Source organism: Streptomyces sp. NBC_01384, assembly GCF_045040035.1.
Lineage (GTDB): Bacteria > Actinomycetota > Actinomycetes > Streptomycetales > Streptomycetaceae > Streptomyces.
Genome location: NZ_CP109559.1, coordinates 7047823 through 7061575, shown reverse-complemented (window position 1 = coordinate 7061575; position 13753 = coordinate 7047823). Strand labels below are relative to the sequence as shown.

General features: G+C 68.7%; 5 protein-coding genes. 1 reads left to right on the top strand and 4 read right to left on the bottom strand.

Features of this window, described 5'->3' with window-relative positions; all coding sequences use genetic code 11:
- Positions 1 to 38: 38 nt before the first annotated feature.
- From OG747_RS32360 to OG747_RS32345, 4 genes are all read right to left on the bottom strand, one after another.
- Positions 39 to 893 carry a helix-turn-helix domain-containing protein gene (locus OG747_RS32360; protein ID WP_405882901.1) on the bottom strand — a complete coding sequence of 285 codons (855 nt, stop codon included), beginning with the start codon at positions 891 to 893 and terminating at the stop codon, positions 39 to 41.
- A gap of 312 nt (positions 894 to 1205) precedes the next feature.
- Positions 1206 to 3944, bottom strand: a complete 2739-nt coding sequence (locus OG747_RS32355; RefSeq protein ID WP_405882900.1) for a DNA translocase FtsK — start codon at positions 3942 to 3944, stop codon at positions 1206 to 1208.
- 133 nt (positions 3945 to 4077) lie between these two features.
- Positions 4078 to 4761, bottom strand: a complete 684-nt coding sequence (locus OG747_RS32350; protein ID WP_266701891.1) for a two-component system response regulator — start codon at positions 4759 to 4761, stop codon at positions 4078 to 4080.
- Between the two features lie 301 nt (positions 4762 to 5062).
- The gene (locus tag OG747_RS32345; protein WP_405882899.1) at positions 5063 to 10561 is read right to left on the bottom strand and encodes a HAMP domain-containing protein; all 5499 of its coding nucleotides are present in this window, start codon (positions 10559 to 10561) and stop codon (positions 5063 to 5065) included.
- 423 nt (positions 10562 to 10984) lie between these two features.
- On the opposite strand from OG747_RS32345, the gene OG747_RS32340 reads away from it, so the two are divergent.
- Complete coding sequence (locus OG747_RS32340) at positions 10985 to 13732, top strand: SpoIIE family protein phosphatase (protein WP_405885798.1); 2748 nt, start codon at positions 10985 to 10987, stop codon at positions 13730 to 13732.
- Positions 13733 to 13753: the final 21 nt, after the last annotated feature.

Here is a 13753-nt window from a genome sequence, read left to right as displayed (position 1 = left end):
TTCGTGAGCCCGTTGTCCGGCGCCACGGTTGCCCGAAGTCATCCGACGACGGGGTCGCCCTTCGTGTACGTGAGCCGCTCGACCTGGCCGGGCTGGAACTGATCGTCGATCTTCTTGCCGTTGACGTAGAGCTGGATCGCGCCCGCGTCGCCGAGGACCAGGTCGATCTTCGTCTTGTCCTGGAAGGTCTTGGACTCGCCCTGCTTGAGCAGACCGTCGAAGAGGAGCCGGCCGTTGTGGTCCTTCGCGGAGATCCAGCTGCGCCCGTCGGGGGCGCTCACCTGGACGGTCACCTTGTCCTGCGGTGCGGCCGCGATGGCGCTGTCCGAAGGGTCCGACTTCGGCTCGGCGGGCTTGCTGGTCTTGGGGCCGGCCGAGGGGGCGGAGGTGCTGGCGGTCGGCGTGGACCCCTCGGCGACCTGCGACTTCGCGTCACTCCCGCCGCTGCCCTTGACCGCGGTGAACCCGACGAAGCCGATCACGGCGACGATCGCCGCGACCATGGCGGCGGTCCAGTTCGGCCCGCGGCGCTCCGGGCGGATACGTTCCGCCTCGAAGAGCGGGGCTGCCGGGGTCGGCGCGGGGCGCCCGCCGTGCTCGGCGTCGTAGCGGGCGAGCAGCGGGGCCGGATCGAGGTGCACGGCACGGGCGAGGGTCCGGATGTGGCCGCGCGCGTAGACGTCACCGCCACAGGGAGCGAAGTCGTCCTGCTCGATCGCGTGCACGATGGCGATACGGACCCGGGTGGCGTTGCTGACGTCGTCGACGGTCAGTCCGGCCTCGATGCGTGCCTGCTGCAGAGCACGGCCGATCGAAAGGCCTTCTTCTCGATGCTCTTCGAACGGGCGCTCGTCTTCAGGGGAGTTGCCGTCAGGGGAGTTGCCGATGGACACGGGGGCGCCTTTCGAGCGTGTAGCCACCTGTGCTGGAGGTTCAGTTTAGGGGGGTTGCGAAAGGGTGGGGCAACCGGGCGGTAGGACTTTGTACGCCATCAGAATGGCCGGTCATCCTGATGCTGGGACATGGACGTTTCCCTTCGCTCAACTTGACGTACGTCGAAGGGAAACGGTTGCCCGCCGATCGCTTACAGGTGAGTCACGTTCGAATATCAACGGCATACCGTCGATCGCCCCGCGCCATGCCCGGGGCGCCACGAACTCACCCGTACGGTGACCGTCCTGTCCCGTTTCCCTCCGCCAGAAGGTCTACGCTTCAGCTTCCCCACGTATCACGGCGAGCACTCCATCCAACTCGTCGGCCTTCACGAGAACGTCACGCGCCTTGGAGCCTTCGCTCGGGCCGACGATGCCGCGGGACTCCATGAGATCCATCAGTCGCCCTGCCTTGGCGAAGCCGACGCGCAGCTTGCGCTGGAGCATCGAGGTGGAGCCGAACTGCGAGGTGACGACCAGCTCGGCGGCGGCGCACAGCAGGTCGAGGTCGTCGCCGATGTCCTCGTCGATCTCCTTCTTCTGCTTGGTGCCCACGGTGACGTCGTCCCGGAAGACGGGCGCCATCTGGTCCTTGCAGTGCTGCACGATGGCCGCGACCTCGTCCTCGGTGACGAAGGCGCCCTGCATACGGGTCGGCTTGTTGGCCCCCATCGGCAGGAAGAGCCCGTCGCCCTTGCCGATCAGCTTCTCGGCGCCCGGCTGGTCGAGGATGACCCGCGAGTCCGCCAGCGACGACGTGGCGAAGGCGAGCCGGGACGGCACGTTCGCCTTGATCAGACCGGTGACGACATCGACGGACGGCCGCTGGGTGGCGAGCACGAGGTGGATGCCGGCCGCGCGCGCGAGTTGCGTGATGCGCACGATCGCGTCCTCGACGTCGCGCGGGGCGACCATCATGAGGTCGGCGAGCTCGTCGACGATCACCAGCAGGTACGGGTACGGCGTCAGCTCGCGCTCACTGCCCTCGGGCAGCTTCACCTTGCCGTTCCTGATGGCCTCGTTGAAGTCGTCGATGTGCCGGTAACCGAACGCCGCAAGGTCGTCGTAGCGCAGATCCATCTCCCGTACGACCCACTGCAGCGCCTCGGCGGCCCGCTTCGGGTTGGTGATGATCGGCGTGATCAGGTGCGGGATGCCCTCGTACGCGGTCAGCTCGACACGCTTGGGGTCGACGAGGACCATCCGCACGTCCTCAGGAGTCGCGCGGACCATGACGGACGTAATCAGGCAGTTAATGCACGAGGATTTACCGGAACCGGTGGCTCCGGCGACGAGCATGTGCGGCATCTTCGCGAGGTTGGCCATCACATAGCCGCCCTCGACGTCCTTGCCGAGCGCGACCAGCATCGGGTGGTCGTCCTCCGCAGCGTCCGCGAGGCGCAGCACGTCACCGAGGTTGACCATCTCGCGGTCGGTGTTGGGGATCTCGATGCCGACCGCCGACTTGCCGGGGATCGGGCTGATGATCCGCACGTCGGGGCTGGCGACGGCGTACGCGATGTTCTTGGTGAGCGCGGTGATCCGCTCGACCTTCACCGCGGGACCTAGTTCGACCTCGTAACGCGTCACCGTCGGACCGCGGGTGAAACCGGTGACGGCGGCGTCGACCTTGAACTCCATGAAGACGTTCTGCAGGGAGGCGACTACGGCGTCGTTGGCGGCGCTGCGCGTCTTGCCTGGGCCGCCGCGCTCCAGGAGGTCGAGCGACGGCAGGGAGTAGGTGATGTCGCCGGAGAGCTGGAGCTGCTCCGCGCGCGGGGGCAGATCACGCGGCTCGTCGGGCGCGGCCTTGGTGAGGTCGGGCACGACGGACTCGACGGCCAGGGCCTCCTGCTTGGGCCGCTTGGCGCCCGGTACGGCCTTGGCGCGCGCGGCCGGCACCGGCGTCGTCTCCTCGTACTCGTCGCGCTCCGAGGTGACGCCCTGCGTCAGATCGGCGACCAGCGGCGAGGGCGGCATCCCGTGCAGCACGGCCCCGTCGAGCGCGGCAGCGGCCGCCGCGGCGACGTCCACCGCGTCCATCGGCCGGTTCATGTCGGGCTGCTGCACGGCAGGCCGCCGGGGACGACCACGGCGCTTGGTGAGCGCTTCCTCCTCGGCGCTCTCCGCGTCGTACCCCTCAGGGGCGCGCGAGCGCCTCCGGGAGCGCGCGGGAAGCGCCTCGCGCCACTGCTCGTCGTAGCGCTCGTCGTCCTCGCCGAGAGCGTCCTCCTCGGGATCGGCCTGAACGACGCCCAGCTTCTGCCCGAGCAGCCGCAGCCGCTGCGGGATCGCGTTGACCGGGGTCGCCGTGACGACCAGCAGTCCGAAGACCGTGAGCAGCACCAGCAGCGGTACCGCGAGGACGTCGCCCATCGTGTATGTCAGCGGGGTGGACGCCCCCCAGCCGATGAGCCCGCCCGCGTCCCTTATCGCCTGCATGCCGTCGCTGCGCGCGGGCGCCCCGCAGGCGATGTGGACCTGCCCGAGCACACCGATGACGAGCGCGGACAGGCCGATCACGATGCGTCCGTTGGCCTCCGGCTTCTCGGGGTGCCGGAGGAAGCGGGCCGCGATGACCGCGAGCAGTATCGGAACGAGCAGGTCGAGGCGGCCGAACGCGCCGGTCACCAGCATCTCGACGAGGTCTCCGACCGGACCGCGCAGATTGGACCACGTGCCCGCCGCGACGATCAACGCGAGGCCGATCAGCAGGAGCGCGAGACCGTCCTTGCGGTGCGCCGGGTCGAGCCCCTTGGCACCCCGCCCTATGCCGCGGAACATCGCGCCGACGGCGTGCGCGACGCCCAGCCACACGGCGCGTGCGAGCTTGTACACACCCGCGGTCGGGTTGGGCGCCGGCGCGGGTGCGGGCTTCCTCGCCGCGACCCTTTTGGCAGGCGCCTTCTTGGCGGCTGCCTTTTTCGCGGGGGCCTTCTTCGCCGGAGCCTTCGTCGGAGCGGCCGCCTTCTTCGCGGGCGGCTTCTTGGCTGCGGACTGACGTGAGGCCATGTGTGTGAGGTTACCGGTGGAGACGACAGCGGACACGTGCGCCTACTGCTTCACCCGTTCGTGTCGTCCGTACCAGGGACCGGAACTGACGCGGGCTCACCGCGAACGCGGCACACGCAGGACGCGGTGACGGTCAGTTCTGCGACGGCACCGACGGTGCCCCGCTCCCTGTGCCCGGCTCCAGCGCATCCAGCGCCCGCCGCAATCCCGTGAGTTTTCGTTCGAGATGGGCCGCCGTCGCCACCGCCGCCGCGTCCGCCGAGTCGTCGTCGAGCTGCTTGGACAGCGCCTCGGCCTGCTCCTCAACGGCCGCAAGCCGCGCGGACAGTTCGGCGAGGAGACCGGCCGGCTCCTTGGCCGTGCCGAGCGCCACCTTGCCACCGCCCTCCAACTGGAGCCGCAGCAGCGCGGCCTGCTCACGCAGTTGGCAGTTCTTCATGTAGAGCTCGACGAAGACCGAGACCTTCGCACGCAGCACCCATGGGTCGAACGGCTTGGAGATGTAGTCCACCGCACCCGCCGCGTACCCCCGGAAGGTGTGATGCGGGCCGTGGTTGATCGCCGTGAGGAAGATGATCGGGATGTCCCGGGTCCGTTCTCGCCGCTTGATGTGCGCGGCGGTTTCGAAACCGTCCATTCCCGGCATCTGTACGTCCAGCAGAATGACCGCGAAGTCGTCCGTCAGTAGTGCTTTGAGCGCTTCCTCCCCGGACGATGCCCGTACCAGTGTCTGATCGAGCGCGGAGAGGATCGCCTCCAGCGCCAGCAGATTCTCCGGCCGGTCATCGACCAGAAGGATCTTGGCCTTCTGCACCATGGCCCGCCCTCCTCGCCCCGGCAGTGCACCGGGCGCCGCCCCAGGGGACGACTCCCTTGCGTCGCCCGTCCTTGTGCCGGTCATGGTAGCCGCACCCCGCCTGTCGACACACCCTGTCACCGCGATGTCACTGTGCACGTAGCAGAAACGTAGCGGGGGACCAGAAGGTTCCCCGAATCCCGCACTTCTACACGGCTTCGGCCACAGTCAGTTATACGACGTCGGGCGCCCCGCGCCGCCGACTCGGCGCGCACATCCGGGCGTCCCGGTCGCCGGCACCACACGGCGACCCCCATCCCGCTCACTCCTCGCGCATCCACTGCTCCATCACGGAGAGCAGGTGATCGGGATCGACCGGCTTGGTGACGTAATCGGACGCGCCGGACTCGATGGCCTTCTCCCGGTCGCCCTTCATCGCCTTCGCCGTGAGCGCGATGATCGGCAGTCCGGCGAACTGCGGCATCCGGCGAATCGCCGTCGCCGTGGCGTAACCGTCCATCTCGGGCATCATGATGTCCATCAGGACGACCGTCACATCGTCGTGCTGCTCCAGGACCTCGATGCCCTCACGGCCGTTCTCCGCGTACAGCACCGAAAGGCCGTGCTGCTCCAGGACGCTGGTGAGCGCGAACACGTTGCGGATGTCGTCGTCGACGATCAGCACCTTCTCGCCCTCGAACCGGATGCCGCGGCCCGGCTGCGCCGCCGCGTCCGGCCGGCCCCCGGCCGCCCACTGGTCCTGAGCCGCGCCCGCGACCCCGTTCGGCTGCCCCGGCAGCTCCGGCCGCTGCTCGGTCCCGGTGATCGCCCTACGGCGCCGCCTGAAGAGCGCGGCGGCCCCGTTCTGCGTCTCCTGGTACGACTTCACCTCGGCCGGCGTCTCGATGTCCACCCCGGACAGCTCCGCCTCGGAGGCGAGCAGCTCCCCGGCTCCCAGAGCGGGCACGAGCTGCCCGTAGCCCTGCGGAGGCAGTTCGCTCGGGTGCAGCGGCAAATACAGCGTGAACGTCGAGCCGCGGCCCGGCTCGCTCTGCGCGTGGATCTCACCGCCCAGCAGGCGCGCGATCTCCCGCGAGATGGACAGCCCCAGCCCCGTACCGCCGTACTTCCTGCTCGTCGTACCGTCCGCCTGCTTGAAGGCCTCGAAAATCACCCGCATCTTGCTGGCGGCGATCCCGATGCCGGTGTCGGTCACCGAGAACGCGATCAGATCGGCGTCCGCGTCCCGCAGCGAACCGGCCTCCAGGAGCTGCTCCCGGATCGCCACCGGAACGTCGGCACCGGCGGGCCGGATCACCAATTCGACCGCTCCGGAGTCGGTGAACTTCACCGCGTTGGAGAGCAGGTTGCGCAGCACCTGGAGGAGGCGCTGTTCGTCGGTGTGCAGCGTGGCGGGCAGTTCCGGGGAGACCCGGACGGAGAAATCGAGGCCCTTCTCCGCGGTCAGCGGCCGGAAAGTGGCCTCTACGTAGTCGACGAGTTGGACCAGCGCGATGCGGGTCGGCGACACATCCATCTTGCCCGCCTCGACCTTCGACAGATCGAGGATGTCGTTGATCAGCTGGAGCAGGTCGGAACCCGCACCGTGGATCGTTTCGGCGAACTCGACCTGCTTCGGAGTCAGATTCGACTCGGCGTTGTCGGCGAGCAACTTGGCGAGGATCAGCAGGGAATTGAGCGGTGTGCGCAGCTCGTGCGACATGTTCGCCAGGAACTCGCTCTTGTAGCGCATGGAGACCGCGAGCTGCTCGGCACGCTCCTCCAGGACCTGGCGGGCCTCTTCGATCTCGGTGTTCTTGACCTCGATGTCGCGGTTCTGCTGGGCAAGCTGCTCGGCCTTCTCCTCCAGCTGGGCGTTGGAATCCTGGAGCGCCTTCTGACGGCTCTCCAACTCGGCCGAACGTTCCTGGAGTTGCTCGGTGAGCTCCTGCGACTGCTTCAGCAGCACCTCCGTCTTGGTATTGACGGAGATGGTGTTGACACTCGTCGCGATCATCTCGGCGATCTGGTTGAGGAAGTCCTTCTGGATCTGCGTGAACGGAGTGAAGGACGCCAGTTCGATGACGCCGAGCACGGTCCCCTCGAAGAGCACCGGAAGCACGATCACCTGCGCCGGGGGCGCCTCGCCGAGCCCGGACGAGATCTTCAGATAGCCACTCGGCGCGTTCTCCACCAGGATCGTGCGCCTCTCCTTGGCGGCCGTCCCGATCAGCGCCTCACCGGGCCGGAACGAGGTCGGCATGGAGCCCATCGAGTAGCCGTACGACCCGAGCATGCGCAGCTCGTACGCGTCCTCGTCGCTGCCCGCCTCCTTGCCGTCGACGAGCGGCATGGAGAGGAAGAACGCACCGTGCTGCGCGGAGACCACCGGCGTCAGCTCGCTCATGATCAGCGAGGCCACGTCGTCGAGGTCGCGCCGCCCCTGCATCAGCGCGGAGATGCGTGCGAGGTTGCCCTTGAGCCAGTCCTGCTCCTTGTTGGCGATCGTGGTGTCGCGCAGGTTGGCGATCATCTTGTTGATGTAGTCCTGAAGCTCCTGGATCTCGCCCGAGGCGTCCACATCGATCTTCAGGTTCAGGTCACCACGGGTCACCGCGGTCGCCACGCGGGCGATGGCACGCACCTGCCGGGTCAGGTTCCCGGCCATCTCGTTCACCGACTCGGTGAGGTCACGCCAGGTTCCGTCGACGTCACGCACCCGCGCCTGGCCGCCCAGCTGCCCCTCGGTGCCCACCTCGCGGGCGACTCGGGTGACCTCCTCGGCGAAGGACGACAGCTGGTCGACCATCGTGTTGATGGTGGTCTTCAGCTCCAGGATCTCGCCACGCGCGTCGATGTCGATCTTCTTGGTCAGGTCGCCCTTGGCGATGGCCGTGGTGACCATCGCGATGTTGCGCACCTGGCCGGTCAGGTTGGACGCCATCCCGTTCACGGACTCGGTGAGGTCCTTCCACGTACCGGCGACCCCCGGGACGTGCGCCTGCCCGCCGAGGATGCCGTCCGTGCCCACCTCGCGGGCCACCTTGGTGACCTGGTCGGCGAACGAACTCAGCGTCTTCACCATGGTGTTGAAGGTGTCGGCGAGCTGCGCGACCTCGCCGCGCGCCTCGATCGTCACCATACGGGTCAGGTCGCCGTTGGCGACGGCCGCGGCGACCTGGGAGATATTGCGCACCTGCATGGTCAGGTTGTTGGCCATCAGGTTCACGTTGTTGCTGAGGTCCTTCCAGATGCCCGTGACACCGGGCACATGGGCCTGACCGCCGAGGATGCCCTCCGTGCCCACCTCGCGGGCCACCCGGGTCACCTGTTCGGCGAAGGACGACAGCTGGTCCACCATCGTGTTCACGGTGGTGACGAGTTCGAGGATCTCGCCCTTGGCGTCGACGGTGATCTTCTTGGACAGGTCGCCCATGGCGACCGCGGTCGTGACCTCGGCGATGTTGCGCACCTGAATGGTCAGGTTGTTCGCCATGAAGTTGACGGACTGCGTGAGGTCTTTCCAGGTGCCGGAGACACCCTGCACCTCGGCCTGACCGCCGAGCATGCCCTCCGTGCCCACCTCACGAGCCACCCGCGTCACCTGCTCGGCGAAGTTCGAGAGCTGGTCCACCATCGTGTTGAGGGTGTTCTTCAGCTCCAGGATCTCGCCGCGCGCGTCCACGTCGATCTTCTGCGACAGGTCACCCCGGGCCACCGCGGTCGCGACCTGCGCGATGTTGCGCACCTGAGCGGTGAGGTTGCCGGCCATGCCGTTCACGGAATCGGTCAGGTCACGCCACACACCGGCGACACCGGGCACCTGTGCCTGACCACCCAGGCGGCCCTCCGTACCCACCTCGCGGGCCACCCGCGTCACCTGGTCGGCGAAGGCGGAGAGCTGGTCCACCATCGTGTTGATGGTGTTCTTCAGCTCCAGGATCTCGCCACGCGCGTCCACGTCGATCTTCTGCGACAGGTCACCCCGGGCCACCGCCGTGGTGACCTGGGCGATCTGCCGTACCTGCGAGGTCAGGTTCCCCGCCATGAAGTTGACGGAGTCGGTGAGTTCCTTCCAGGTACCGGATACGCCGTCGACGCGGGCCTGACCGCCGAGGCGACCCTCCGTGCCCACGTCCCGGGCCATCCGGGTCACCTGGTCGGCGAACGACGACAACTGGTCCACCATCGTGTTCACGGTGTTCTTCAGCTGAAGCATCTCTCCGGAGACGTCGACCGTGACCTTCTGCGACAGGTCACCGTTCGCGACCGCCGTCGTCACCTGCGCGATGTTGCGGACCTGACCCGTCAGGTTCCGGAACGCCGTGTTGACGGAGTCGGTGAGGTCCTTCCACGTACCGGCCACACCCGGAACCTGTGCCTGGCCGCCCAGTTCACCCTCGACACCGACCTCGCGCGCCACGCGCGTCACCTCGACACCGAACGACGACAGCTGGTCGACCATTGTGTTGACGGTGTTCTTCAGCTCCAGCATCTCGCCGGCCACGTCGACGGTGACCTTCTGGGAGAGGTCACCGTTGGCCACGGCCGTGGTCACCGCGGCGATGTCCCGCACCTGGGTGGTGAGGTTGCGGAAGACGGTGTTGACGGAGTCCGTCAGGTCCTTCCAGGTCCCGGCGGCACCCGGCACGTTCGCCTGGCCGCCGAGCCGCCCCTCGCCACCGACCTCGTTGGCCACCCGCGTGACCTCGTCCGCGAACGTCCGCAGCGTCTCGGTCATCTGATTGATCGTCTCGGCGAGCTGCGCGACCTCGCCTCGCGCCGAAACGGTCACCTTCTGCGACAGATCACCGCTCGCGACCGCCGTCGTCACCTGCGCGATCCCACGCACCTGCGCCGTGAGGTTGCCGGCCATCAGGTTCACCGAATCGGTGAGGTCCTTCCACACACCGGCCACACCGGGCACCTGTGCCTGGCCGCCGAGCTCGCCCTCGGTACCCACCTCGCGCGCGACACGCGTCACCTCGGAGGAGAACGAAGACAGCTGGTCCACCATCGTGTTGACGGTGTTCTTGAGCTCCAGCATCTCGCCGGCCACGTGCACGGTGACCTTCCGCGACAGGTCGCCCTTGGCGACCGCCGTCGTCACCAGAGCGATGTCACGCACCTGGGCCGTCAGCCGGTACGCCATGGTGTTGACCGAATCCGTGAGGTCCTTCCACGAACCGGACATCCCACGCACCCGGGCCTGCCCGCCCAACTTGCCCTCGGTGCCCACCTCACTGGCCACCCGGGTGACCTCGTCGGTGAACGTCGAGAGCTGGTCGACCAGATTGTTGACGGTCCGCCCGACCCTCAGGAACTCCCCGCGCAGCGGATGCCCGTTGCCGTCCGCCGCCTGCGCCCGCAGCTCCATGCGCGGCGACAAGTCGCCCTCCGCCACCGCGGACAGCACCCGGCCGACCTCGGAGACCGGTCGTACGAGATCGTCGACGAGCGCGTTCGACGCGTCGATCGCGGCCCCCCACGAACCCTCGCAGGCGCCCGTCTCCAGCCGCTCCGTGAGCTTTCCGTCACGCCCGACCACCCGCCGCACCCGCGACAGCTCGCCCGTCAGATGCAGATTGCGATCGGCCACCTCATTGAAAACAGCCGCGACCTCCGACATCACGCCATCACCGGACACCGTGAGGCGCTTACGGAAATTGCCGTCCCGCATCGACACCAGGGCCGCCAGCAGCCGGTTCAGGGCAGCCGTGTCCACCTCCGTGGTGCCATTGCGTGGCGTGCGCCGGTTGTTCAGGGACTGTCCGTCTTCTGCGCGCGTCCTACTGCCCCGCGTCGCTGCGCCAGACTCCACTGTGTCCCTCCCGCAAGGGTCGACCATTACTGCTCGGCGTACTCGGTATTGCTGCTCGGGTACTGCTGCTCGGCGGACTGGAAGGCACTCGGCCTGCCCGACCTTCTCACTGGAGCTTGCCCAGTGTTTCACCCCGGCTGAACCAGGCCATAACAGTTCGGCAGCTTCACACATCGTCCGCACACCGCCCGGGCGGAAGCACCGACCCGTCCGGACGGAAGCGACAGCTCCGTGCGAACGGAAACACAGGCACCTGTCCGAACGGAAACTCTGACCCCCCTTCGGGCGGAAACACTGGTGACCGGCATCCGCATGGACGGCGAAGGTAAGTAACCTTGCATGCGGCTGTCCAGCCGCGCCGGTCCGTCCGGCCTGGGCGGTGGCACGAGTACGAGCGGGCAGGCATCGGAGGGGCACCGCACCATGACCACCGGACTGCATCCTGGGGGACCGCCCCAGGATCCTCGGCCGACGGGGAACCAGGTACGGCCCCTGCAGGAGCGGGTCGGCCCAAGAGCCCCGCACGCCGACAACCGGACAAGGAGTCCTGTGATCACCGCGCGCGCGGCCGCCAGCTTCGATCCCGTCGGGCGATCGGTCGCGACCGCCAGATCCTTCGTCCGCGACACTCTCCAGGGCTGGGGCTTCGCCGACATCGTCGACGACGCGGTGGTCCTGACCAGCGAACTGGTCACCAATGCTGTCGTACATGCGGGCACCTCCGCGGACGTCCTGTGTCTGCGCAGCGACGACGGCGTACGCATCGAGGTGGCGGACCGCTACCCGGAACGTGAGATTCCACTCCAGGCGACGGCTGTGAACATGGGCAGTCCCGACCGCGAGGGCGGCCGCGGCCTCCAGTTGTGCGCGGCCCTGGCCGGCCGCTGGGGGGTCGAGTACTCCCCCACCTACAAGCAGGTCTGGTTCCAGCTCGACCTCCCCGAGCGCCCGGTGGGCACCCGCGCAGCGGGCCCCTCGCTCCCCGCGGACCTCCTCCCGCTCGCCGACGGGCGCGTCCGCGTCGCGGTGGTCCAGATCGACCGCGTCGGCGCCATCTCCGCCTGGAACGAGGACGCCGAGGACCTCTTCGGCTACGCCTCCGAGCTGGTCATCGGCAAGCCCCTCACCGACCTCGCGGCCTGGCCGCACACCCCGGGAACCAGCACCGGCATCGCCGAAGCCCTCCAACTCTCGCGCTGGGAGGGCAGTTACGGCATCCGTGCCGCGAGCGGCCGCGTGACCCCCGTCTACGCCTCCCACCTCCGAGTCCGCGACACGGGCGGCGAACCCTCCACGGTCTGCCTCCTCGTACACAACCACGAACGCGCCGTCCTGCAGACCCCGCTCCGCGCAACGGCCACCGACACGACCACCAGCTCCGAGGGCCAGGCCACGGACCCCTTCGAGGTCTTCATCGGCTCCCCTGCCCCCGACGACCTCGACGGCCTCCTCCAGCGCACGGTGGAGCGCGCCCGCGACATGCTCGACGGCGACTCCGCTTTCCTACTCCTCGCGACCGACGACGAAACAGAGTTGGAGGTACGAGCCTCGACGGGCCTCCCCTCCGCCCGTCAACGCTTCGCCCGCGTCCCCGTCGAGGCGGGCCCCGGCCGCTACGGCTCGGCCCGCATGCCCGCCGTCCACGAGGACCTGACGGTCGTCCCCGGTGCCGTGCCACTGCTGGGGGGCACCGGAATGCGCTCGGTCGTCACGGTTCCGCTGAAGGTCGAGGGCCGTCTCACCGGCTCCCTGGGCGTCGCGGCCGAGGCACCCGCCCGATACTCCAACGAGGAGGCCCTGCGCCTCCAGTTCGCCGCCGACCGCATCGCGCTGGCGGTGGAATCGGCCCGCCTGGGCGAGCTGGAGCGCCTGCGTCGCGGCTCACTGAGCTTCCTCGTCGAGGCATCAGACCTCCTCGCCGGCACCCTGGACCGCGACCAGACCCTGGCCCTCATGGCCCAGATGACGGTTCCGACCCTGGCCACCTGGTGCGCCGTCTACACGATCGCCGACCAGGCCTCGGACCCGTACCTCTCGTACGTCCTGCACGAGGACGAGGAACGCATCGACGGCCTCAAGGCCCTGCTCTCGAAGATCGCCCCGCCGGACCCGGTGCCCACCCCGGGCGCCCGCGTCTGGGCGGCCCCCGGCGAAGCGGCCCACCAGGCGGCCCTGCGCACCTCCATGCGCAGCCTGGGCCTCGGTACGCCCGCGTCGGTGACCTCCGGCATCGGTACGACCCTGGCGACGGCCGCGGCGGTCGGCGGCGAGACCGTCGTCCTGCCCCTGGTGGCCCGCAATCGCGTCATCGGCATGCTGACCCTGGGCAAGCCCTCGGACGAACACTTCCGCCAGGAAATCCTGGAACTGGCCGAGGACTTGTCCCGCAGGGCCGCCCTGGCCCTCGACAACGCCCGCCTCTACTCGGAGCGCACGGCCATCAGCCAGTCCCTCCAGCGCAGCCTGCTGCCCCCGGAACTCCCCGACATCGAGGGCGTCGAGGTCGAGGTCATCTACCGCGCGGCCGGCGAGGGCAACGAGGTCGGGGGCGACTTCTACGACCTGTTCCAGATCCGCGACGGCGTGTACGGCTTCGCCATCGGTGACGTCTGCGGCACGGGCCCGAACGCGGCGGCGGTCACGGGCCTGGCCCGCCATGCCCTGCGCCTGCTGGCCCGAGAGGGCCTGAGCGGCCCGGAGGTCCTGGACCGCCTGAACTCCGCGATCCTCGACGAGGGCACCCGCGGCCGCTTCCTCACGCTCCTGTACGGCGAGTTGCGGCCGCAGGAGGACGGCGGCGCGCATCTGACGGTGGTCTGCGCCGGTCACCCGCTGCCCCTCCGCCTGCGCCAGGACGGCACGGTGGAACCGGCTGCCGAACCGCAGCCACTCCTCGGCGTGCTGGAGGATCTGGAGCTGTACGAGCAGACGCTGACGCTGGATCCGGGCGACGTCCTGCTGTGTGTGACGGACGGAGTCACCGAACGGCGCGAGGGCACCCGCATGTTGGGCGACGACGGCCTCACGGACGTCCTCACCACCTGCACGGGCCTGACAGCGGGCGCGGTCGCGGCCCGCATCATGCGCGCGGTCGAACGCTTCGCCTCCGACGCCCCGTCCGACGACATGGCGATTCTGGCGATGCGGGTGCCGGGTCTGCAGAGGGACTGAGATACCGCTTCGGGGTAAGCG